17 protein-coding genes are annotated in these 25,468 nt (G+C 36.4%); 10 read left to right on the top strand and 7 right to left on the bottom strand.

What is annotated here, in order from left to right:
* Window positions 1-6 precede the first annotated feature (6 nt).
* Together QWY87_RS14005 and QWY87_RS14000 are read right to left on the bottom strand one after the other, a co-directional pair.
* Entirely contained in the window at window positions 7-1,503 is a 1,497-nt protein-coding gene (locus QWY87_RS14005; RefSeq protein WP_290292310.1) for a S10 family peptidase, read from the bottom strand.
* A 27-nt stretch (window positions 1,504-1,530) separates the two neighbouring features.
* Window positions 1,531-3,588, bottom strand: a complete 2,058-nt coding sequence (locus tag QWY87_RS14000; protein WP_290292308.1) for an HD family phosphohydrolase — start codon at window positions 3,586-3,588, stop codon at window positions 1,531-1,533.
* A gap of 264 nt (window positions 3,589-3,852) precedes the next feature.
* Here QWY87_RS14000 and QWY87_RS13995 point away from each other — a divergent pair, with 264 nt between their 5' ends.
* Genes QWY87_RS13995 through QWY87_RS13985 form a run of 3 tightly spaced genes read left to right on the top strand, consistent with a single transcriptional unit; the run spans window position 3,853 to window position 6,752 of the window.
* Window positions 3,853-5,028 carry an acetyl-CoA C-acyltransferase gene (locus QWY87_RS13995; protein WP_290292305.1) on the top strand — a complete coding sequence of 392 codons (1,176 nt, stop codon included), beginning with the start codon at window positions 3,853-3,855 and terminating at the stop codon, window positions 5,026-5,028.
* A 32-nt stretch (window positions 5,029-5,060) separates the two neighbouring features.
* The gene (locus tag QWY87_RS13990; RefSeq protein ID WP_290292304.1) at window positions 5,061-5,831 is read left to right on the top strand and encodes a C40 family peptidase; all 771 of its coding nucleotides are present in this window, start codon (window positions 5,061-5,063) and stop codon (window positions 5,829-5,831) included.
* Window positions 5,832-5,876: 45 nt separating this feature from the next.
* Entirely contained in the window at window positions 5,877-6,752 is an 876-nt protein-coding gene (locus QWY87_RS13985) for an esterase-like activity of phytase family protein (RefSeq protein ID WP_290292301.1), read from the top strand.
* Window positions 6,753-6,828: 76 nt separating this feature from the next.
* Here QWY87_RS13985 and QWY87_RS13980 read toward each other — a convergent pair whose 3' ends face one another.
* Together QWY87_RS13980 and gyrA are read right to left on the bottom strand one after the other, a co-directional pair.
* Window positions 6,829-8,094, bottom strand: coding sequence for a tetratricopeptide repeat protein (locus QWY87_RS13980; RefSeq protein ID WP_290292297.1), 1,266 nt, complete (start codon window positions 8,092-8,094; stop codon window positions 6,829-6,831).
* A gap of 44 nt (window positions 8,095-8,138) precedes the next feature.
* Window positions 8,139-10,673 (bottom strand): DNA gyrase subunit A, encoded by a 2,535-nt coding sequence (gene gyrA / locus QWY87_RS13975; protein ID WP_290292292.1) that lies wholly within the window; start codon window positions 10,671-10,673, stop codon window positions 8,139-8,141.
* A gap of 223 nt (window positions 10,674-10,896) precedes the next feature.
* On the opposite strand from gyrA, the gene QWY87_RS13970 reads away from it, so the two are divergent.
* A complete protein-coding gene (locus tag QWY87_RS13970; RefSeq protein WP_290292289.1) occupies window positions 10,897-13,434 on the top strand; it encodes an ATP-dependent Clp protease ATP-binding subunit in 2,538 nt (845 codons plus the stop codon).
* A 54-nt stretch (window positions 13,435-13,488) separates the two neighbouring features.
* On the opposite strand, the gene QWY87_RS13965 is transcribed toward QWY87_RS13970, so the two are convergent.
* Window positions 13,489-14,076, bottom strand: a complete 588-nt coding sequence (locus QWY87_RS13965) for an HdeD family acid-resistance protein (RefSeq protein WP_290292286.1) — start codon at window positions 14,074-14,076, stop codon at window positions 13,489-13,491.
* 433 nt (window positions 14,077-14,509) lie between these two features.
* On the opposite strand from QWY87_RS13965, the gene thrA reads away from it, so the two are divergent.
* From thrA to thrC, 3 genes are read left to right on the top strand one after another with little or no spacing between them, the layout of a single operon-like run.
* Window positions 14,510-16,954: a bifunctional aspartate kinase/homoserine dehydrogenase I gene (gene thrA / locus QWY87_RS13960; RefSeq protein ID WP_290292283.1), complete on the top strand. Its 2,445-nt coding sequence runs from the start codon at window positions 14,510-14,512 to the stop codon at window positions 16,952-16,954.
* Between the two features lie 9 nt (window positions 16,955-16,963).
* Complete coding sequence (locus QWY87_RS13955; protein WP_290292281.1) at window positions 16,964-17,905, top strand: homoserine kinase; 942 nt, start codon at window positions 16,964-16,966, stop codon at window positions 17,903-17,905.
* Window positions 17,905-19,197, top strand: coding sequence for a threonine synthase (gene thrC, locus QWY87_RS13950; RefSeq protein ID WP_290292279.1), 1,293 nt, complete (start codon window positions 17,905-17,907; stop codon window positions 19,195-19,197). The genes QWY87_RS13955 and thrC overlap by 1 nt, the downstream gene beginning before the upstream one ends.
* A gap of 1 nt (window position 19,198) precedes the next feature.
* On the opposite strand, the gene QWY87_RS13945 is transcribed toward thrC, so the two are convergent.
* Window positions 19,199-20,323: a BamA/TamA family outer membrane protein gene (locus tag QWY87_RS13945; RefSeq protein ID WP_290292278.1), complete on the bottom strand. Its 1,125-nt coding sequence runs from the start codon at window positions 20,321-20,323 to the stop codon at window positions 19,199-19,201.
* An 81-nt stretch (window positions 20,324-20,404) separates the two neighbouring features.
* On the opposite strand from QWY87_RS13945, the gene QWY87_RS13940 reads away from it, so the two are divergent.
* Complete coding sequence (locus QWY87_RS13940; protein WP_290292277.1) at window positions 20,405-22,033, top strand: M1 family metallopeptidase; 1,629 nt, start codon at window positions 20,405-20,407, stop codon at window positions 22,031-22,033.
* 5 nt (window positions 22,034-22,038) lie between these two features.
* On the opposite strand, the gene QWY87_RS13935 is transcribed toward QWY87_RS13940, so the two are convergent.
* The gene (locus tag QWY87_RS13935) at window positions 22,039-23,505 is read right to left on the bottom strand and encodes an aminopeptidase P family protein (protein WP_290292275.1); all 1,467 of its coding nucleotides are present in this window, start codon (window positions 23,503-23,505) and stop codon (window positions 22,039-22,041) included.
* A gap of 119 nt (window positions 23,506-23,624) precedes the next feature.
* Between QWY87_RS13935 and gcvT the strand changes: the two genes are divergently transcribed.
* Together gcvT and QWY87_RS13925 are read left to right on the top strand one after the other, a co-directional pair.
* A complete protein-coding gene (gene gcvT, locus QWY87_RS13930) occupies window positions 23,625-24,707 on the top strand; it encodes a glycine cleavage system aminomethyltransferase GcvT (RefSeq protein WP_290292273.1) in 1,083 nt (360 codons plus the stop codon).
* A gap of 24 nt (window positions 24,708-24,731) precedes the next feature.
* Complete coding sequence (locus QWY87_RS13925) at window positions 24,732-25,397, top strand: potassium channel family protein (protein WP_290292271.1); 666 nt, start codon at window positions 24,732-24,734, stop codon at window positions 25,395-25,397.
* Window positions 25,398-25,468: the final 71 nt, after the last annotated feature.

Raw genomic sequence — 25,468 nt, 5'->3', positions numbered from 1 at the left:
AAGAGCTTAATATTTAGCCGCTTTACCTTTGGGAGAAGATTTTTCAATAAAATCTCTTAAATCTTGATTGGCAGATGCTAAATCTTCTTTTCTCAAATACATCATATGCCCGCTTCGGTATCCTTTAAAGCTCATTCTGTCTTGCAAAACTCCGCTTGGATCCAATTGCCACATGGTATATTTTGCATTGAAATAGGTAGTAGCCCCATCGTAATAGCCTGATTGAAACAAAACATTCAGATAAGGATTCTGAGCCATTGCTTTTCTCAGCCCCTCACGTGTTTTATTGTCTCTTCTATCCCATGGATGAACATTTCCAAACATATTATACTTAATGTCTGTCTTGAATTTCAAATGCTCTCGTATATAATAATTTATGGCCGGTGTAAAGGAGTGCAGCCATGAGGTCAGCTCTGGAGAATAATCCGGACTGGTACCGGCCAGCTTTTTATCAATTCCTAAATACCTAGAATCCAATCTCCCTATTGTTTTACCTGAAGATTCTTTCAACAAATCTTTCCAGAAGAAACTCGTTGGCACATTCAAATTATGCTCCATTATTGATTTCTCTGACAAACCTGAAAAATAGGACATCTTTTGAGCTACCTGCTCCTTCTCTTCTCGGCTCAATGAACCTCCTTTGGCCAATGCTGGCATAAGTTGATTCAATGCATAGTCTTCAGACTCAGGAAGCACCTCTAACAAATCTTTCTGTTGTAATGCCTCAGGAAGCATCTTATGATACCAGGCTGCTGCCGTAAAATACGGAAGATTCAAGGCTGATGAAATGGCAGGATCTGATTCAAAAAACTTATAATCTGCAGGTGATACGAGAATTACACCATTTAAATACATCCACTGCATTTCCTGAAGTTCTAATGCAAGGCCAGAAACTCTTGTCCCTCCATAACTTTCCCCTATTAGAAACTTAGGCGACAACCATCTATTATGTCTATTTACAAAGGTGTTTAACCACGAAGCTAAATATTTAATATCCGCATTGATACCAAAAAATGTTTCCTTTTTCACCTCTTCTCCACTTGATGGTATCGTTCTGGAATAGGCGGTATTAACTGGGTTTACATAGACAATATCAGCTACATCCAATATTGAATGTTGGTTATCATGAACCCCATAAGGCTGTTGAGGATAGCCTTCCTCATCAATGTTTAATACTTTGGGTCCGGTATAAGCCACATGCATCCATACAGATGCTGAACCAGGGCCGCCATTAAAAGATATGACCAAGGGTCTTTTAGCAGCATTACCCGCATCACTTCTCTTGTAATACGTGTAAAATAAGGTGGCAATAGCTTTTCCATTTTCATCCCAAACAGGTTGTGTACCAGTGGTGGCTGTATAACTCACTTTTTGCCCTTTAATCGTAACATTATGATTTGTTACTACAGTTGTGTCTGACGGGATTTCAATATCCTGAGCAAAAAGAAACATATCAGCACAAAAAAACACGAGAAATAAAAATGTCGATTTCAGCTTATCCATTATCAAATATTAAATTAATGAATTGAACTATTCAGGGTATTCAATTCGGAGATGGTATATATTATTCAATTTCTTCTTGATCACTTTTTTGATAGTCTGTATCTCTTTAAAAGTAATATCAGAATTCATATACTGCCCATTACTCATTTGTCCGTTAATAATCTTTTCAACAAGATTATCAATCAAAATAGCCGTTGGATCCTTTATACTCTTCGATGCCGCTTCACAAGCATCACACATCATCAGAATTGCCGTTTCTTTTGAAAAAGGAATGGGTCCTGGATAAGTGAAATCTTTAGGGTTTACCTGATCTGGCGTAATATCATTTTGTTTCTTATAAAAATAATAGACCATACTCGTACCATGATGGGTTCTTATAAAATCTATAATTCTGTCTGGCAGTCTGTTCTTTTTAGCAATTTCAATTCCCTTCAGCACATGATCAATGATAATATTGGCAGAATCATGAGGTGGCAATTCATTATGTGGGTTGACACTGGTTGTTTGATTTTCAATAAAATACATCGGGTTGACCATTTTGCCAATATCGTGGTATAATGCACCCGTTCGAACGAGCATTGCATTGGCCCCTATTTCATTCGCTGAAGCCTCTGCAAGATTTGCAACTTGCATAGAATGTTGAAATGTTCCTGGTGCTTTTTCATTCAGCTCACGAAGCAGCTTAGAATTTGTATTTGACAATTCAAGTAAAGAGACATCCGATACCAGGTTAAAAGTCTTTTCATAAATCAAAATAAGGAATAAAGACAAAAATGATAATACGCCGTTAAGCGCAAACATTACAAAATAGCCCCATTTAAGTTGTTGGGCATTCCCTTCCTGTATGATTGAAAAAGCCAAATAAGACAAGATATAAACACCCGTTATTTTAATGATGGAGAAGAACAAGTTGGCCCTTCTGTGTAATTCGGATACGGTGAGAATCGTCACGATACCCGCAATAATTTGAAGGAATATAAATTCAAAACTATTCGGAACGATGAACCCGAGAATTAGTACGGTTACTACGTGGGCAAATAAACCCAAACGTGCATCAAAAAAAGCTTTAAAAATGATGGGTAAAATAATAATCGGGACCACATAAATATAGTTCAACCAGTATTTCTGAACTATGGTTACAAGGAAAACGATTAAAATAATATTGAAGAAAATGAAGGTAAGCTTGGTATTATTCTCCCAAATATTCTTCCGATAACGCTGCAAAAACAACATCAACATCAGCAAAACAAGGGCTACCAATATAGTATAACCAAAAACAATCCAGTTGTAGTTTGACTTGCTCCATAACTGTGAATCATATTCGCTCTTTAGAGACATAAGTATCTCGTATTTAGACCCTTCAACAACATCACCTTTAGCAATGATTCGTTCATTTTCTGTAACCAAACCCTTATTAACTGTAATGCTTTTTATGTCTTCATCAATTACCTTTTGCGTAAATTCTTCGTCATAAAAAATATTGGGTTCTAAAATTTCAAAAAACAAAGTGCTAAAATTTTGTTCTAGCTTTTGATACCTGGTATTGTTGAAATACTTTTGAATAGCCGGAACCAGCATTTCAGTTGTAAACAATTTATCAGATAGAATATCTTCGACCTCATTACCTCTTCTCAGCGAAACAATCGTATTGTTAATTACCCTTTCATTATCTGATTTATTTAAAAACCCTTCACTATAGACATTCTTAAGAAATCGCTGTCCAAAGGTTTTTATCCTGGTTTTACCTAAACCAGCTGCAGCCGAATCTTCCTGGATCAATAAAATTTTAGACAGGTATTGCTCTTCTACCTTTTGATATACTTCCTCATCTATGGTAAAAAACAGTTTTTTATTGGCTTCGATTTCTTCAATCTCATTTGCCACATCTTCATCCGTTTTTAGGATGGCAAAATCAAATGGTGCATATAGATTTTCATATTGCCAGGGCTTCCCCTTTTGAATATTATATGGAAACTGTCCTCCTTTTGGAAACAGGTAAACAATGGTAACCGTAATGACTATAAAAAGCGATATTTTATAGACAAGGGCGTGATTTTGATAATATTTGTTTAGGAAATCCTTCATGCAATTCAATTACAATTTCAAAAGTAAAAAATTATATATCAAAACAGCATAAATTCAGGAACTTATGCGCATACCTAACAATATAACCATGGATTAAAGAAGAAATCACCCATTTAGACTTACAAACTAGTGAAATTATGATTTTACTCAATCCTTATTCTTTAGTGCATACAAGAATAATCTCACTAAATTTATTTACTTTCGCATAAGCAATTTTAGTCAAAATTGTCAAAGAACAATTGTTTGAATTAAATAGGATTTAATATGAAAGAAGTTGTCATTGTTTCTGCCGTAAGAACGCCAATTGGTAGTTTTTTAGGAAGTTTATCTGAGGTTTCAGCAAGTAAACTAGGAGCTGCTGCCATAAAGGGAGCCCTCCAGAAAATTGACCTTGATCCATCTTTGGTTGATGAAGTGTTTATGGGTAATGTTGTTCAGGCAGGAGTTGGACAGGCTCCGGCGAAACAAGCCGCTTTGTTTGCCGGCTTACCGGATAGTGTACCTTGTACAACTGTTAATAAAGTTTGTGCCTCTGGAATGAAATCTATCGCTTTCGCTGCACAGGCAATTAAATCAGGTGATGCGGATATTGTGGTGGCAGGTGGTATGGAAAACATGAGTATGATCCCGCACTATATGCACGGAAGAAAGGGTCAGAAATTTGGAAATATTCAAATTGAAGACGGTTTATTGAAAGACGGCTTGGTAAATGTATATGACGGCAAACATATGGGGACATGTGGTGATGCCTGTGCTGATAAATATGACTTTTCAAGAGAAGACCAAGATGAATTTGCCATAGCGTCTTATAAAAGATCTGCAAATGCCTGGAAAACTGGAAAATTTAATAATGAGGTTATTCCTGTGGAAATCCCTCAAAGAAGAGGTGAACCGATTATTCTGACCGAGGATGAAGAGTTTAAAAATGTCAAGCTTGATAAAATACCAAATCTTCGACCTGCGTTCAGTAAAGACGGGACAGTAACTGCTGCTAATGCTTCTACCTTAAATGACGGGGCAGCCGCCTTGGTCATCATGAGTAAAGAAAAAGCAATTGAACTCGGGATTGACCCTATAGCTGTTATCAATGGATATGCTGATGCTTCGCAAGAACCCGAATGGTTTACAACCGCTCCGGCAAAGGCCTTACCTAAGGCATTAGCTAAGTCAGGCATTGACGCCAGCGAAGTAGATTATTACGAGCTGAATGAAGCCTTTTCTGTTGTAGGATTGGCCAATATTAAACTACTTGATTTAGATCCTGCCAAAGTTAATGTGCATGGTGGAGCCGTTTCTCTTGGACATCCTTTAGGCTGCTCAGGAGCCCGGATAATTGTCACCTTGATAAATGTATTACAGCAGCATAATGCTAAGGTTGGTGCAGCAGGAATTTGTAATGGTGGTGGAGGCGCAAGTGCTATGGTAATTAGTTTAGCTTAAAAAGTATAGCAAAGAACCCATAAAAAGTTTTCATGGAATTTGGAATCTGTCATTTGAATTTTATTGCGATCAGAAACGAACCTTCAGATCGAAGTGAGATGGTCTCCCAAATACTTTTTGGAGAAACTTTTCAGGTATTAATCAGTGATGGAGATTGGATTAAAATTCATTTAGATTATGACTTTTACGAAGGCTGGGTGCTTAAAAAGCAGGTTACCGAATTAACAGAGGCTTCTTATAAAAGAATATCTGCGAACAATAATACCTGTTCTGATGAAATGGCGACATTCATACAGGATGAGAAGGATCAATTACAAATTTTGACATTAGGGGCAAGTCTACCTGAGTATAAAGATGGAAAATTTAGTATCGCGAATCACACCTATGAATTTGATGGAGATGTCATTTCTGGTAAAATGGCAAAGTTAAATTTGGTACGAACTGCTTATAAATTCGTCAACACCCCTTATCTCTGGGGAGGAAGAACCATTTTTGGCGTTGATTGCTCGGGTTTTACACAAATGGTTTACAAGATCAATGGTCACCAATTATTTAGGGATGCCCATCAGCAGGCAAGTCAAGGTGAAGTTTTGAGTTTCATTGAGGAATGCGAACCAGGTGATTTGGCTTTCTTTGATAATGAAGCTGGTGAAATCATTCATACCGGAATTGTGTTAGCGAATAACTATATCATTCATTGTAATGGAAAAGTCAGAATAGACAGATTAGACTCAAGTGGGATTTACAATGTAGACACCAATAGACATACCCATAAATTAAGGGTGATGAAGCAAATATTTTAAGCTTTAAAAATACCTGAATATTCTTAGGATTCAATAACGAGAATAATGGAAATTAGAAAACGTACGCTATTTAAAATATCAGTTTCACTGATCATTATTTTTTTACTTTGGAAAGCCTTTTTAAACTATGACAACAAGATACTTTCGGTTACTTCTGACCTAGGTGAAATATCAGGCATAGAGTATGACAAAGACGGTAATCTTTGGGCCATAAATGATAGTGGAAACAGTACAGAGATTCATCAGATAGATTCTTTAGGCGAAATCCATAGATCAATAGAAATAACTAACGCTAAGAACATTGATTGGGAAGATCTTACCCAAGATGATTTTGGGCATTTTTTTGTTGGAGATTTTGGAAATAATTCTAACAAAAGAAGAGACCTTACCATTTATAAAATTGAGAATCCAATTGACATAAAAGCTACTGAAACGGAGGCTGAAATTATTAGGTTTAAATTTAGCGATCAAGACTTAGATAACACCAATGATAGTATAAAGAATTTTGATATGGAGGCTTTTATTTTCTATAAAGGACGGCTGTATTTATTTACAAAAAACAGAACCAAACCATTTGACGGATATACCAACCTCTACAGAATGGAAGACTATGCTTCTAACCAAAGGGCTCAAAAAGTAAGTCGTTTTAAAACCTGTAAATCAGGAAAATACCAATGTTGGATAACCGGCGCAGCCATAAGCCCAAATAGAAAGACACTTGCACTCTTAGGTTCTAATAAGATCTGGATTTTTAAAAATTGGAAAGGAGACGACTTCTTTTCAGGAGAAGTGACCGATATTGATCTGGGGCTCATAACACAAAAAGAAGCCATTACTTTTATGAATGACTCGCTTGTAGTAATAGCTGATGAAAAATTTAGAGGAATTGGAGGTAATCTTTATGCCTATCCTATTGATTAGATAAGCTCCAAAAGTCAGGGACAAAAAAAAACCATCTGCCGACGACAGATGGTTTTTTTTATGAAATAAGATTCAATTATTTTAGAGAATCATATTTTTCTTTCATTGTTTTGAACTTGTCGTCCATCTCAGTGTTTTCATATAAACTCATCAAGGTTCTGATGGTGTCAACGTCATCTGGTCTAAGCTCATAAGCCTTTTCATATAATGGAATAACAGTCTTGTATAAATCAGATTGTTTTGCTTTAATCTCGTCGTATTTGTCAAAATTATTTAAGCTTTGATTCATTTCTTCTACCAAAATCTTATCGTCTTCAAGAAGAGCAGAACCTAAATTGATATAACCATCAACATAAGTAGGGTCCAATTCAATACACTTGGTATAATACTCTTTTGCTTTGTCATAATCTCCTTGCTCACCGCTAATAACACCTATGTTAAAATAAAGCGAAGCGTTAGTAGGATCTAGCTCAAGTGCCTCACCCATCAACCTTGCAAACTCATCTTTATTACCAAGTTTGATTTGCAAGTTTGCTTCAGTTAAAATTAGGTTTACATCTTCTGGAGCAACAGCTCTTGCATCTCTAACTGCAGCCAAAGCTTTCTCAGTATCTCCTTTTTCAACATAGACAAATGCTATATTCTTAATAATGTTTGGTTGCTTAGATTCAGAAGTCACAACTTTAGGTTCACTGTATGTTCCCGTTTTAACCATAAGGTCCATATTGTTTTGGGTACCCATATTTTCTCTTTCACCACTATCATTATTCTTTGCAGTATACTCTGTTGAAACACCTGTAAATCCGAGATCTTTCAAAGTTGTAAAATAATCAAGAGCCATGTCAAAGTCTTTATCTAAATACGCTGCATTAGCTGCATACTCTAGATAAACTGTGTCTTTTGGGCTTAAATTATACACCTGAAAAAGTTCTGTTTTTGCAGCTGAATAATTTTTGTTCTGATAAGATTCGATTCCTTTAGCTGAAACTTCAGAAACCATTGTATTCAATGTTGGCGCAGCCAAAACAGAATACTTATCAGATCCTAAAGTTTTTTCAACCTTAAAAAGCGAATTAAATGACTCCGCCGCTGTTGCATAATTAGCTTCACTTGGGTCAGTTTTTGCAATTGCTGCATAAGTCTCACCTTTTAAGTAGTAAAACTTTGCTTTTGTTTTATCATCCGCACCTGAGATCGACGCTTCTGCTTTTGTTATTTCTGCAGCTGAAGTAACATAATCACTTTTTTTAATCGCCTTTTCTGCGGCCTTTAATTCATCCTTTTGAGCAAATGTTGCCGTGCATACGAAGAATGCCGCTAACAACAAGATTTGATTTTTCATTGTAATTTACTTAAATTATATATCGATTTATTTAGCGTGCAAAATTAATCATTTTGCTCAGTATTTTCATGATTTTCATCAGTATTTTCATCATTATCATCAGTTTTTAATTCAGAATCAATGATTTCCGGAACTTCGTCGTCTTCACTTTTTACTTTGGCAACTGCTGCAATTGAATCATTCTCCTTAATATTTATCAGTTTTACACCTTGTGTAGCCCTACCCATAACCCTAAGATCAGACACTGTCATTCGTATGGCAATACCTGATTTATTGATGATCATTAAATCGTCATCGTCAGTTACATTTTTGATAGCAACCAATCCGCCCGTTTTTTCAGTAATATTAATGGTCTTAACACCCTTACCTCCACGGTTCGTAATTCGATAGTCATCAAGTTTAGATCTTTTTCCGTAACCTTTTTCAGAAACCACAAGAATATCACTATCATCATCAGAGATAGAAACCATACCTACAACTTCATCTTGTTCATCTCTTAATCTAATACCTCGAACACCTGAGGCATTTCTACCCATTGGTCTTGTTTTACCTTCTTCAAATCTGATAGACTTACCTGATCTAGCAGCAATCATGATCTGACTGTCACCGTTTGTAAGTTTAGCTTCTAATAATTCATCACCATCTTTAATAGTGATGGCATTAATACCATTGGTTCTTGGTCTCGAATATTGTTCAAGTGAGGTCTTTTTGGTCTGCCCTTTCTTGGTCACCATCACTACGTAATTACTATTTACATACTCTTCATTCTTAAGATCCTGAGTAACAAGGAATGCTTTTACCTTATCATCATTCTCTATATTGATCAGGTTTTGAATAGCCCTTCCTTTTGAAGTTTTATTTCCTTCAGGGATTTCATAAACCCGCATCCAGAATACTTTTCCTTTCTGTGTAAAGAACAACATATATTGGTGATTCGTCGCTGCAAATAAATGCTCAAGAAAATCTTCATTTCTTGTAGTCACTCCTTTTTGTCCTCGACCTCCTCTATTTTGTGTTTTATATTCTGAAAGATCCGTACGTTTAATATAACCTGCATGAGAAATCGTAACGACAACCTTAGAATCAGGTATCATATCCTCAATATTCAATTCACCACCCGCGTATTCAATTACCGACCTTCTCTCGTCACCATATTTAGCTTTAATCTCTAGTAATTCTTCCTTAATGATTTCCATTCTTCTAGGCTCATTAGCAAGAATATCTTTAAGATCTATAATCAAGGCCATGATCTCTTCGTACTCAGCTCTTAATTTTTCTTGTTCAAGACCTGTCAACTGTCTTAGACGCATTTCAACAATCGCCCTAGCCTGAATTTCTGTCAACTCAAAGCGATCCATCAACTTCATTCTTGCCTCATCACCATTACTGGAAGCACGAATCAATTTAATTACTTCATCAATATTGTCACTTGCAATGATTAAACCTTCAAGTATGTGCGCTCTCGCCTCAGCTTTCTTAAGTTCAAACTCCGTACGTCTTATGACTACTTCATGTCTGTGTGCAACAAAATGAACAATAAGGTCTTTCAAATTTAACACCTCAGGCTTACCATTAACCAAGGCAATATTATTGACACTAAATGAGGTCTGTAAAGCCGTATATTTATACAACTTATTCATTACAATATTTGGAATAGCATCTCTTTTCAGAACATATACCAGCCTTCTACCCTTTCTACTTGTTTCATCTCGAATTGAAGCGATCCCATCGATTTTATGATCGTTGATCAAATCAACAGTTTTCTTCAATAACTCAGAACCGTTTACTTGGTAAGGCAATTCGGTAACAATAATACATTCTCTGCCATTTACTTCTTCGAAATTCGCTTTCGCACGCATCATGACTCTACCTTTACCTGTCAAAAATGCCTGCTTCACGCCCTCATATCCATAAATAGTACCACCTGTCGGGAAATCTGGAGCCTTAATATATTCGATCAACTCTTCAATCTCAATATCATTATTAGCAATATATGCAATGGTTCCATCAACAACTTCACTCAAGTTATGAGGCGCCATATTGGTTGCCATACCCACAGCAATACCTGAAGCTCCGTTCACGAGTAAACTCGGAATTCTGGTAGGCAATACTGTTGGTTCTTTTAATGTATCATCAAAGTTTAACCTATGATCAACTGTGTCTTTTTCTATATCAGCAAGCATGTCTTCGGAAATCTTTTTCATCCTCACCTCAGTATAACGCATCGCCGCCGGGCTATCCCCATCAGGAGAACCGAAATTCCCTTGTCCGTCTACCAATTCGTAACGCATACTCCATTCTTGAGCCATACGCACCATTGCATCATAAACTGAAGTATCACCATGTGGGTGGTACTTACCTAAAACCTCCCCTACAACTCTTGCAGATTTCTTGTGAGCTCCTGTCGCTTTGATTCCTAATTCATGCATTCCAAACAACACTCTTCTGTGAACTGGTTTTAAACCATCTCTCACATCAGGTAAAGCTCTTGAAACAATTACAGACATTGAATAATCAATGTATGCAGATTTCATTTCCTCTTCAATATTAATTGGAATTATCTTATCGTGTTCAGCCATATTATTTAACCGTTTTTAATCGTTTTTTTTAGCACGAGCAATATACAATTATTCTTATTTTTAGGGATGCTAGGGCCTGATTTTATTAAGATTAGTTATTAACAATACTTCCGAATTATTTGGCTGAATTTTAGTAACTTAGTGTCAAGTTAAAAGTTGCTAATAACTTTTGTAATGAATTAGTAAAAAATTCTACTAAATTTACATCATAAACAACAAGCATATGGACGATAATTTTTCACCAAAAGTAAAGGATGTAATTGCCTATAGTAAAGAAGAAGCTTTGAGATTGGGGCACGATTTTATAGGTACTGAACACCTGATGCTTGGTATTTTACGTAAAGGTAAGGGCGAAGCCTACGACATATTGAACACTTTTGAATTGAATTTTTCTGCCTTGCGCAAGAAGATTGAATTACTACATGAAATTGGATCAGCTTCAGCTGAGGTAAACGACAAAAAAAGTCTTCATTTGACCAAACAAGCTGAAAAAGCACTAAAAACAACCTTTCTTGAGGCCAAACTATATAAAAGCGATGCCATCAGTACAGCGCATCTCTTGCTTTGTATTTTAAGAAATGAGAACGACCCCACAACTAAGGTTCTTCATAACTTCGATGTTTTCTACGAAGACGTGAAAGAAGTATTTCAAGAATTATTTGCAGGGACTAAAGAAGATGACATAACTGAAAGCCCGGTGGCAGAAACGCCTCCTGAAGATTTTAATGATCCTCAAAAAAATCCTTATCAAGGATCAAAAGGGAAAGTAGTAAAAAAATCAAAAACACCTGTTTTAGATAACTTTGGAAGGGATCTAACCCTAATGGCTGAAAACGGTAAATTAGATCCTGTAGTAGGTCGAAAACAAGAAATTGAGCGTATTTCACAGATCTTGAGCAGGAGAAAAAAGAACAACCCTATCTTGATTGGTGAACCTGGTGTAGGTAAATCTGCAATAGCTGAAGGATTGGCATTGCGCATCATTCAGAAAAAAGTTTCGAGAATATTGTTCAATAAACGAATTGTTTCCCTTGATTTAGCCAGCCTTGTTGCAGGGACTAAATACAGAGGCCAGTTCGAAGAACGAATGAAAGCATTGATGAATGAATTAGAAAAGAATGATGATATCATTTTGTTCATTGATGAAATACACACTATTGTCGGAGCAGGTGGTGCAACCGGATCACTTGACGCCTCGAACATGTTTAAACCCGCTTTGGCAAGAGGAGAAATTCAATGTATTGGAGCCACTACCCTTGATGAGTTTAGACAAAATATCGAAAAAGACGGTGCTTTAGAAAGACGTTTCCAAAAAGTAATGGTTGAACCGACAAGTGTTGAAGAGACTATTCAAATTTTAGAAAATATCAAAAATAAATATGAGGACCATCATAATGTGGTATTCACACCTGAAGCCATCAAGGCTTGTGTAGTGCTTACCAATAGGTACATGACTGACAGGTATTTACCTGACAAAGCTATTGATGCGCTTGATGAGTCTGGTTCTAGAATACACATTACGAACATCGTGGTTCCAAAAACAGTTCTTGAATTAGAAAAAAAACTTGAAGAGATCAGAGAACATAAAAATGATGTTGTAAAAAGTCAAAAGTACGAGGAAGCTGCTAAGCTGCGGGATGATGAAAAACGTACTGAGAAAGAATTAGAAACAGCACAAGCCGATTGGGAAGAGCATTCTAAACTTCACAAAGAAACAGTGACTGAAGACAATGTGGCTGAAGTGGTAAGCATGATGACTGGTATTCCGGTTAACAGAATTGCCGAAGCAGAAAGCAATAGACTTAGAGAACTTCCTAATTTAATTAAAGGAAAAGTAATCGGTCAGGATGAAGCTGTTAGTAAAGTGGTCAAAGCCATTCAGAGAAATCGTGTGGGCCTTAAGGATCCAAACAAACCAATTGGTTCATTTATATTTTTGGGACAAACAGGTGTCGGTAAAACACAGCTGGCTAAAATTCTAGCATCACAGTTGTTTGATTCACCTGATGCATTGGTCAGAATTGACATGAGTGAATATATGGAGAAGTTTGCCATTTCAAGGTTGATTGGTGCTCCTCCAGGATATGTGGGTTATGAAGAAGGCGGGCAATTGACTGAAAAGATCAGACGTAAACCTTATGCCGTAGTATTACTTGATGAAATTGAAAAAGCGCATCCAGATGTTTTTAACATGTTACTGCAGATTTTGGATGATGGATATATTACGGATAGTCTTGGAAGAAAAATTGATTTCAGACATACCATTATCATCATGACTTCAAATATTGGGTCTCGACAATTAAAAGATTTTGGACAAGGTGTAGGCTTTGGAACATCTTCTAAAAAAGACCAGGTAGATGCAAATGCAAAAAGTGTTATTGAAAATGCCTTAAAGAAAAGCTTTGCTCCTGAATTTCTAAATAGAATTGATGATGTCATTATTTTTAATGCATTAGAGAGGAAAGACATTCATGCCATTATTGATATTGAATTGGAAAAATTATTGTTGAGAATTTCAGATCTTGGTTACCAACTCAAACTAAGTGATGAAGCGAAAGATTTTATCGTAGATAAAGGTTTTGACAGACAATATGGCGCAAGGCCTCTAAAAAGAGCTATTCAAAAGTATGTTGAAGACGCTTTAGCGGAAGAAATTGTCAATTCTAATTTGAATGAAAATGATACGATCTACTTAGACCTTGACAAGGATAAAAACGAACTAAAGATTAAAATAGACAAGCATAAAGAGTCTAAATCATAAATGAAAAAAGGTGGCAATTGCCACCTTTTTTATTTTTCAATAAGTAATTGTTAATTAGCTTAACCCCTCCTTCAAATCTTTTACCGTTGATTTGAGACGCCTTAATCTCAGAGATAATGCGATATTCGCAAAGCCGAAAAGCAACAGCGTAAAAGCTAAGGTATATACCAAATAACTCGCTCCAATTAAAGGATTGATAATTGACATCATTGCAAAGATGACAATCAGTATTCCAAAAACTAAAATCCAGCCCCAATTCTCATCTCCAGCGCTTTTGATCTTGAATGCAACAGAGATCATATTGAATCCTCTGAAAAGGAGCCAAAATCCGATAAACATTGAAAAGAGAACGATAGTTAGACCGGGATACTTCAAAAGTATAAATCCAATAATAACATCGAGTACCCCACCAGCCAGGTAAAGACCAAAGTTATCAATATCCTCTTTATTGGTCAGTGCGAAAAACACACTGAAAAGTCCACTCACAAAAATCAATGCACTAAACAGGCTCGCAAGGCCAACAAAACTCTCTACCGGAGTGGAGAACATCCAATAGGCGCTTATAAGCAATAATACACCCATGATTAAAAAGACCCACCAATTCTTGACAGTTCCGGTTACTTTAGAAATAATATTTGACATAATTTAATATTTAAGGTTTGAAATAAAGATATGGATTATATATTATTCTAAATAGCAGGATTAGATATTAATATGTACAAAACTAATTTCTCTATGCTATTTACAGCATCTTTGAAAAGTCATTATTCCATTGACAAACAAAAATCTAATTTTCTATATATTTATCAAGCAAACATTAACTCTACAAGGTTTTATTAAAAAAAATATAATATTCTTTATCAATTAAAAAAAGTAGTATATATTTGCCAGACCGTGCAAAAAATAGTTAACATACACACTTCAATCCGCTGTCACTCAACGACTGCAACGTTCACTATTATTACCCTTTAGGGGTTATATTATATATCACTACGTCTATAAAGATCCTGTTTCTAAGGAATAAATCAAGGATCTAAAAATAATAATACACAGTTTATTTTATAAAACAAATACAATGATAGTATCAAAATTTGGCGGAACATCAGTTGGTTCTGCTGAAAACATAAAAAAAGTAATTCAAATAGTTCAAAGTAAGGAAGAAAACACTGCAGTGGTTGTGTCTGCTCTGGGAGGTGTCACAAACCTTTTAATCAAAGCTTCGCATCTTGCCTTAAACAATGACCTTTCTTATATAAAATTAGTCGATGAAATCGAGCTTAGACATTTTGAAACAATTGAAGGCTTACTGCATCATGACAACCAAACGGTCTCAAAGGCAGAAGTAGCGAAGAAGTTAAATCAATTAAAAGATATTCTCAATGGCGTAGCACTTTTAAACGATCTATCTGATAAAACCTCAGCGAGGATCGTAAGTCTAGGGGAATTATTGTCTTCTTTTATCATTCATCAAACGATGATTCAGGACAATCTTAATGCAGAACTATTATATAGTCAAGAACTCATTCGCACCAATAATGACTTTTTGAATGCTCAGGTGAATCTTTCAGTTACCTATAAAAATATACTTAAGGCTTTCGAAGAAAGTAATGCTAAGGTGCAAATACTTCCTGGCTTTATCGCTTCTAATGATAAAGGAGAAATCACAACACTTGGTCGTGGTGGCTCTGATTTTACTGCTGCTCTTGTGGCAAATGCAGTTTCAGCTGACTTATTAGAAATTTGGACGGATGTAAGCGGGATGTTTACTGCAAATCCTCAATTGGTAAGACAGGCTTACCCGATCGATGAAATTTCATACCAAGAGGCTATGGAACTTTCTCATTTTGGTGCGAAGGTGCTCTACCCTCCTACTATTCAACCTGTTTTAGACAAAAACATTCCTATTTTAATCAAAAATACGCTGTCAGCAGAAGATAAAGGAACACTCATCACAGAGAAGTCTTTAGTTGGAGGGACTACGGTAAAAGGAATAAGTCATATTGGAGACATTGCCTTGTTAACATTAGAGGGTAATGGTATGGTTGGGGTTCCAGGAATCTCTAAACGCCTTTTCGGGGCTTTGGCTCAGAACAACATCAATGTGAAATTTATTACCCAAGCTTCAAGTGAACATTCTATATGTATTGCAATAGATGCGAATGAAAGTGAGATTGCCAAGAAGTCCGTTGATGAGGCCTTTGAATTTGAAATTTTACAACACAAAGTGAATCCTCTAACAGTAGAAGATGGACTGGCCCTTATCGCCCTTGTGGGAGATCATATGAAATCGCATCAGGGAATCAGTGGGAAAATGTTTTCAGAATTAGGAAACAATAATGTAAATATCAGGGCCATTGCCCAAGGATCAACAGAAAAGAACATATCTGCTGTTATCAATGAAAAAGATGTCAGAAAAGCGCTTAACTCATTGCATGCCGTGTTCTTTGAAGATCAGATTAAACAAATTAATTTATTTGTGGTTGGAATCGGAAATGTAGGAAGCAAATTGATCGATCAAATCAGGTCACAGTATAGCTATCTTCTGGAGCAGCAGCACTTAAACATAAGAGTTGTGGCAGTGGCAAATTCCAGAAAAATGCTGTTTGATCAGCATGGAATCCAACTTGATCAATGGCAAGAGGAACTGAATAAAAACGGAAGTGTCTCCGACATGAATTCTTTCATGAAAACAATGAAGGAACTGAATTTAAGAAACAGCGTATTTGTTGACAATACGGCTAATAATTTGGTGCCGGACCTTTATGCTGCGTGCCTTGAACACAGCATTGCGGTAGTGGCTTGTAATAAAATTGCCTGTTCATCCAGTCTGGAGAATTACAAAAATTTAAAATATTTATCCAGAAAATACAATGCGCCATTTTTGTTTGAAACTAATGTAGGTGCGGGCCTACCAATAATTGATACTTTGAATAATTTGATTTCCTCAGGAGATGAAATCACCGAAATACAAGCTGTTTTATCCGGTAGTTTAAATTTTATTTTCAACAATTTTGATGCTGAACATTCATTTTATGATATTGTTGAGCAAGCCGGAGTTGAAGGGTATACTGAACCAGACCCACGAATTGATCTTAGCGGCGTTGATGTCATGAGAAAAATCTTGATTCTCATGAGAGAGAGCGGTAAACCCTGCGAACTTGAAGACATAAAAAATGATTCCTTTTTACCACAATTATCATTGGATGCCAAATCAGTACCTGAATTTATGGACTCCTTAAAAACAGCGTCAGACCATTTTGATGAATTGAGAAACAAAGCGGCGCTTGAAGACTGCAGATTAAAATATGTGGCTTCTTTTAAAGATGGTCAGGCTAAAGTTGGATTGCAACACATTTCTAAGGACCATCCCTTCTATAATCTTGACGGGAAGGATAATATCGTTCTATTTTATACAAATCGCTATAAGGACCAACCTTTGATCATTAAAGGTGCTGGTGCTGGTGCAGAAGTTACAGCCTCAGGAATCTTTGGCGACATTATTAGAACCGGCAATAAATAGTATTCACATATGGACTTACAAGAAATAGAAGTTTTTGCTCCTGCCACCATAGCGAACATATCCTGTGGTTTTGATGTAATGGGTTGCTGTCTTGATGCTATTGGTGATGTAATGATCATTAAAAAAACCGTCGACAAAGGCATCGTCATTAGTAAAATTCATGGGGAAGTGCTTCCGATGGAGCCAGAAAATAATGTTGCCGGAGTTGCTATAATGGCCTTATTAGCAGCACTTGATTATGAACCTGATTTTGGATTTGATATAGAAATTGATAAAAGAATCAAGCCAGGAAGCGGTATAGGTAGTAGCGCTGCCAGTGCAGCAGGGGCAGTTTTCGCAGCCAATGAACTGTTAGACCGGCCTTTTACCAATCACGAATTGGTTCCTTTTGCAGCCGAAGGTGAAAGAGTTGCCTGTGGAGCACCCATTGCCGATAATGTAGCACCTGCTCTATTGGGAGGATTTACTTTGGTAAAATCGACAGATCCCATAAAAATAGTTGAGCTTCCGTCAATTAATGGCCTCTACGCTACAATTATTCATCCACAAATTGAAATCAAAACCTCTCTTTCAAGAGACATACTTCCTGAGCATGTAAGCCTTAAAAATGCAGTAAAACAGTGGGCAAATGTGGGTGCATTAGTACATGCACTTCATCAAAATGACCATGCGCTTTTTGCCGATTCATTAAAGGATTATATCGTTGAACCGCACAGGTCAAAACTAATTCCAAAGTTCGATAAAGTGATAGAGGAATCTATTAATGCTGGCGCTTTAGGTGGTGGTATTTCTGGGTCTGGACCTTCAATATTTACATTCAGTAAAGACTCGCAAACTTCTGAAAATGTGAAATTTGCGATAGAAAATGTATATAAGAAAACAACAATTCCATATCATCTATACACCACGAAGATCAATGAAGTTGGTGTGAAAATTTTAAATAAGAAATAATGCAATTCTATAGTTTAAATCACAGCTCACCCAAGGTAAGTTTTAAGGAAGCAGTAATCAAAGGAATTGCACCTGACAAGGGGCTTTACTTTCCGGAACGCATTCCTAAAATAGATAAGAAGATTTTTGATCGTATTGATGATTACTCGCATCAGGAACTCGCTTATGAAATGATCAAAGAATTTGTTGGTGATGATATTCCTGAAGCTGATCTTAAATCAATTATAGAGGACACTTTAAATTTTGATTTTCCTTTAGTTCCTATTGAAGAAGGTATTTTTTGCCTTGAATTATTTCATGGTCCAACCATGGCATTTAAAGATGTTGGAGGCCGCTTTATGGCGCGTTGTCTTTCTTATTTCAATAAGAAACAAACTACAGAAGTAACGGTTTTGGTTGCTACTTCAGGAGATACTGGCGGCGCAGTTGCCTCTGGATTCCTTGGTGTTAAGGGCGTTAATGTGCTTATCCTATACCCTAGCGGAAAAGTTAGCGCAGTACAAGAAAAACAGCTTACCACTTTGGGGCAGAATATAAAAGCGCTGGAGGTAGATGGTACATTTGACGATTGTCAGGCAATGGTAAAAACTGCTTTTTTAGATACAGAGATCACAGATTCAATACAGTTGACATCAGCCAACTCGATCAATGTAGCCAGGTGGCTGCCACAAATGTTCTATTTTGCTTTTGCCTTTAAACAACTTAAGGATAGGTCTAAAAAATTAGTTTTTTCAACACCAAGTGGCAACTTTGGCAATATTTGCGCGGGTTTTATGGCGCAACAATTAGGGCTGCCCATACATCATTTTATCGCAGCAACGAATGCCAATAGAGTTGTCCCAAATTTCATGCTTAACGGGGTATATGAACCTTTAAAGTCTGTTGCCACGATATCTAATGCCATGGATGTAGGAGATCCGAGTAATTTTATTCGTATTCGTGAAATCTTTAAAGACAATTTCAAACAACTACAAAAGAATCTTTCTTCCTATTCTTTTTCTGATTATCAAACCAGGGAAGCCATGCAGGATGTTCATACCGAAACTGGCTATGTGATGGATCCTCATGGAGCCGTTGGATATTTAGGATTAAAGCAATATTTAAAAGAGCAGAAAAAGACACAAGGTGTTTTTCTTGAGACGGCACATCCTGTGAAATTTCTTGATGTGGTTGAACCGGTGATTCAAAAACGTATTCCGTTTCCTCCACAAATTGAAGAAATCATGGATAGAAAAAAAGTAGCTGACTCGATTAGCACATATGATGAATTAAAAGCCTTTTTATTAAAGTAAATTATCTTGTAAAGGCTTCACCAATTCTAAAATAAAGGCCCCAATCGTCTTTTCCAACAGCCACATCCATTCCAACACTGATATTGGAACTAGGTATAGCCAGAAATCTGATTCCTCCTCCTACAGCAGGTAAAAGGTTATCAAATGAAAGATCGCTGGAGTCATTTATGGCCGTAGCGACACCTCCAAAAGCGACGTAACCCCAACGTTTGGCAAACCAATGCCTGTATTCTGACTGTACATCATACACCTGATTCGCCCTATATTTCCCGTTTGAGTAACCCCGCAAGTCATCCCTACCAACAACATTTTGACCTGCAAATGGCACATCACCAATTGCAGCTTGTCCATAAGCCCTTAGCACGATGGTATTCCTTTCCCCTTGTGGGAAATATTTATTATACTCAATATTGATATTGGTATAATTTGAGCTACTCCCTAAGCTTTCTAAAAACGACATGGTATTAAACTTTCCATTAAAGCCATTCAGCGGCATGAATTGATTATTTCTGGTATCATATTCTGAGGCAAAACCAAAACCAAACAGGTTTACTTCCTCTCCAGGAACATTAGGAGCATCAAATTCTGTTAAGGCATGTGAATACACCATATTAGCTCCGAGGTATAATTTTTTATAAACACGAGCCAAGAAATCAAGGTAAACAAATTGGAACTTTGTATTATATCCCACAAAGACACCATCTTCAGGCGGAGGTACAGGAATAATACCAGGAGGCAATCCTTCAATAATGTCGCTCCAATCTACAAATGTTTGAAAATTAACAGACCCAAAGCCTCCCACTAATTTTGACCTGAACCTATCTTCCTTAATATAAAATTTATTGGCCTGAACCACATACCAGGTATCATTAGTAGAATAAGTTCCTATCAAAGTCGAACTTGACACAGGTGATATGGTATCATTGGCTTTTAGCTTATAAAACCCGGAAGCCATAAAACCAAAAATTGCCTTAAAACTATTGTTATACGTTATGGTTGGAATAATGACCTTCTTAACTTTTTTATCTTTTTTTGTGGTATTTACTGTATCAATTACATTGCCTTGCGCCGATATAATCGATGGCAAAAAAAGAAAAATAAACAGCAGAGGGAATATCTTTGTCATCCTTCAAATTTATTCAAAACATCTAAGACATAAAATTTAAACCTTTATTAATTTAGTATCTTTATTATTGATTCCAGCTCTATGAAAAAAGTAATCGCCTTTATTATTTTGATTTTTTTGTTGTTACCTATTGAGCTTGTTGCTCAAAAATTTCAACGAAAAGACAGTCTTATAGGAAGTATTACAAAAGAAAGAGTTTGGTGGGATTTACTGCATTATGACATTGAGGTAAAAGTTGATATCGACAACAAATCAATTTCTGGAACGAATGTGATCCAATATAGGGTGATTGATGCTTCCTCCGTAATTCAAATTGATTTACAGAGCCCGATGAAAATATCGATTATTCGACAAGATGGAGAATTTCTAGCTTATAAACGCGAGCATTCAGCCTATTTCATTAAGCTTAAGAAAGACCAGCAACCAGGCAGTATTCAAGAGTTAAGTATTGAATTCGAAGGCGTGCCTAGAGAAGCGCAAAATCCGCCATGGGATGGGGGTTTTGTCTGGAAACGAGATGAGAATCAAAAACCTTTTGTGGCCAATGCAAATCAATCGATCGGCTCCAGTTCCTGGTTACCTTCTAAAGATATTCCTTATGATGAACCAGACCATGGTATGGATATGCAAATAACAAGCAAAGGTGATTTAAAGAGTGTCTCGAATGGCAGACTTATTGACTCTAAATTAAATAAAGACGGAACCACCACTTACCATTGGAAAGTAACCAATCCAATTAATGGTTACGGAATCAATATGAACATTGGAGATTATACTCATTTTAGTGAAATTTATAAAGGCAAAAACGGACCATTAGATCTTGACTATTATGTTCTAAGTTATAATATTGATAAAGCGAAAGAACAATTCAAGCAGGTTCCAAAAATGCTTGAGGCGTTTGAATATTGGTTCGGCCCCTACCCTTTTTATGAGGATGGCTATAAACTTGTTGAGGCTCCTTATCTAGGCATGGAACACCAAAGTTCTGTCACCTATGGAAATGGTTATCAAAATGGCTATTTAGGAGGTGATCTCAGTGATACAGGTAATGGACTAAAATTTGATTTTATTATTATTCATGAATCTGGTCATGAATGGTTTGCCAACAGTATTACCAATTATGACGTTGCAGATATGTGGATCCATGAGAGTTTTACCACCTATAGTGAAGTACTCTATCTTGATTATCATTTTGGGACAGCATCAGGAAATTCATACTTGAAAGGATACCGTAGTCGAACCATGAATACCAGTCCGATTATTGGAACTTATGAAGTAAATCAAAGAGGCTCTGGAGATATGTATATCAAAGGGGCGGCCATGATCCATACCTTAAGACAAATAATCAATGATGATGAACAATTCAGAGCATTGTTAAGAGCTATAAATAAAGAATATTTCCATCAAACTGTAAGTAGTCAGCAATTAGAAAATTACATTATGGAACAAACAGGCCTTGAACTTAAGGGCTTTTTTGACCAGTATCTTCGATCTACCAAAATACCGTTGTTCCAGCATAAAATAAAAAACGGTACGCTTTCGTACCGCTTTAAGAATATCGTTAATGACTTTAAAATACCTGTAAGAACCTTTATAGACGGTAAGGAAGTCTGGTTGAATCCTACAAAAAAATGGCAGAAGTATCCCCTTATTAAAAAGGAAGTTAAATTTAGCTTAGATGATAATTTTTATATCAATGTGTCTAATTAATAGATTTATTCATCAGCGTCCAGGTTGGGTAATTGCAAATTATTGAATATACTTTCCTGTTCCATCATTTTTTCAATTTCTTCAGATTTTCTAGGTGCCAAGGCTGAATAATTAATTGGTCCGTCTTTAGTAACCAAAACATCATCTTCTATTCTCACTGCTATACCCCACCATTTCTTATCGCATTTACTACCTTCCGGAATATAAATCCCCGGCTCTACGGTAAGGATCATGTTCTCCTTAAACGAACCTCTATTATTTAAATCATGCACGTCAAGACCAATATGGTGGGAGGTTCCATGAGGGAAATAAGTACGACCATTTTTTAATGTATCGATAATTCCCAGATCCAAAAGGCCCTGGTATATCACTTCTCTGGCTGCCGCATCAACTTTCTTGTAATCATTCCCGATAACCATAGTTGCAATGCCCGCTTCCTGCGCGTCATATACAAGGTCATAAATAAGCTTCTGCTCTTTCGTGAATTTTCCGTTGGCAGGTATCGTTCTGGTTACATCGGCCGTATAGCCTCTGTATTCAGCTCCCAGGTCCATCAAAACGAGTTCATTTCCTACATTCAGTTTATTATTGTCAATATAATGTAAAACGCAACCATTATTTCCTGCTCCAACTATTGAAGGATATCCTTCATATTCTGATCCATACTTTTTAAAAACCATTTCATGTATGCCTTGGGTCTCTGTTTCAGACATTCCAGGATGCATTGCTTTCATTACTTCAATTTGTCCAACACACGAAATCTCAACAGCTTTCTTGATCAACTTCAATTCTTCTGCAGATTTTATTTCTCGCAACCCACCCATCATTTTTCTTAGAGATTTATTATCGACTAGTGTTTGCGCTCCCTTAGATTCAGCATCTATGTCTTTGCCTTGTGGCGCAGGAATGCTGTTAACACTTGTTTTAAATTGTTTGATAAGGGCATATAAATTAGGTTGTTCTCTTCCTTTTTCTCTCACGTCATCTTCAAATTCCTTAAACAGGATTTTGTCAAATTTTGAAAAATCTATTGGCTCATCTATAAAAGATTGACCTGCATAAACATTGGTAAATCCAAGGTCCTCTTTGGCTCCTTTGACACCAACACCTTCACCCATATATATTTTATAGCGAGGTCCTCTTTCATATACATATAGCGTCTCATTAAATTTTTTCCCATCTTTTTCCTGTTCCTCAGCATACATTACCAAGACTGAATGTGGTTCTTTTAAACCCGTTAAATAATAAAAATTTGGGTCTTGATGGTATACAAAATCAACATCATTTGCCCTGTTTCTAATAGGGTTAGAAAAAAATACGGCAACACTATTCTCCGGCATTGTTGCCCTTAAAGCTTCTCTCCTGTTCTTATGAAATGCTGCATTTAAATAATCGTCGGGCTTATCATTCTGCGCCTCAATCTGACTCATAAATAAAAACATTAAAAAGCTAACAATTATTCTAATTCTCATGGGGATTTGTTTTGGTTGTGAAAGATATAAAAAATATAGGCATGAATACAGATAGGAATTCAAAGGTAAATGGGTATTCTTACGTGCATATTTTATAAATTAGCATAAATTTTATACAGATGAAAAACACAGCCCTTACCCATATACACGAATCTTTAGGAGCAAAAATGGTACCCTTTGCCGGCTATTTAATGCCAGTGCAATATGAAGGTATAAATGTAGAACATGAAACCGTGCGTTCTGGAGTTGGTGTGTTTGATGTATCTCATATGGGAGAATTTTTGATTGAAGGCGAGCATGCTTTAGAATTAATTCAAAGAATAAGTTCGAATGATGCGTCTAAACTTGAAATTGAGGATGCACAGTATAGTTGTATGCCAAATGACAAGGGAGGGATAGTTGATGACCTTATCATTTACCGGATTAAAGAGCAAACCTATTTATTAGTGGTCAATGCATCTAATATCGAAAAAGACTGGAATTGGATTAGTCAGCACAATGATAACAAGGCCGAGATGAAGAATATATCTGATAATTATTCACTACTGGCTATTCAAGGACCCAAGGCTGTTGATGCCATGCAATCCTTGACTTCTGTAGATTTAAATGAGATTCCATTTTACAAATTTAAGGTGGCTGATTTTGCAGGTATCGATCATGTCATTATTTCAGCTACCGGATATACCGGAAGCGGAGGCTTTGAAATCTATTGTAAGAATAGTGAAGCAGAACAGGTGTGGAAAAAAGTATTTGAAGCAGGCGCAGATTATGGCATCAAACCCATTGGTTTAGCAGCAAGAGATACCTTACGCTTAGAAATGGGATATTGCCTCTATGGTAATGACATTAATGATGAAACATCGCCAATAGAAGCCGGGCTTGGGTGGATTACAAAATTTACTAAAGAATTTGTGAACTCCAAGGCTTTATTAGAACAAAAAGAGAATGGTGTAAACCAAAGGTTGAGAGCTTTCGAACTTGAAACAAGAGGTATTCCTAGACAGGGATATGATATTGTAAATGAGCATGATGAAAAAATTGGTATTGTTACCTCCGGCACCATGAGTCCTAGTCTAAAAAAAGGCATTGGTATGGGGTATGTTAAGACAGGTTACACGAAATTTGGTAGTAAAATATTTATTAAGGTCAGGAATAAATCGCTTGAAGCAACTATAGTAAAACTACCTTTTTACAAATCATAAATTGACCATGCTCAAATCCAACATATGATTGATTCGTCGAAAAACAAGTTTCTTCATTATGTCGATACTCATAGTATTCATATGCTATTGGTTTCCATATTGATATTGGTTTTTATGCCTCCTTTTTTGGGAGATACAGATTCCTTTATTGATAATTTTATAAAGTTTGATTTTTTATTGATTGTCACCACCAGTTTTCTAATCGTAAGACGCTTTAAGATTTCGCGGTATTTAGGAGTGGTTACATTTATCATGATTATTGTCGATGCTTTTTTAGAGCATGATGTACTCAACTATATCTCTCAAATAGGCTTGTCTTTCCTAATTATTCATGCCTTTATTTTGGTGTTAAAAGAAGCCATGTCTTTACGAGGAGATACTCAAAATATGATTCTGATTTCAATAACAGGTTACCTGATTATTGGTCTTGTAGGTGGTTTTTTGGCTGCAGGATTAGAATTTTGGGAGGCGAATTCCTATTCTCATTCTACAGGTATGGCATTAGACCTTTACAGCTATATTTATTACAGTTTTGTAACCATGACCACCTTAGGTTACGGAGATATCATTCCTGCAACCGAAAAATCTCAGGCATTAGCTTTGATGTTGGTCCTCTCAGGTCAGTTGTTTTTAAGCGTTATCATTGCTATAAACATCGCTAAGTTCATGCAAAATAAACGGAGTTCATAAAAGATTTCTATATGTTTTCACCATGCCTGGAGCGACCGGATGGGAAGTGAAACCTTCGGAAGTGAACCCTT

The sequence above is a fragment of the Lutimonas halocynthiae genome, assembly GCF_030409835.1.
Classification (GTDB): Bacteria; Bacteroidota; Bacteroidia; order Flavobacteriales; family Flavobacteriaceae; genus Lutimonas; species Lutimonas halocynthiae.
The sequence above is the reverse complement of the archived record's forward strand: the minus strand, read 5'-3'. Positions and strand labels throughout refer to the sequence as shown.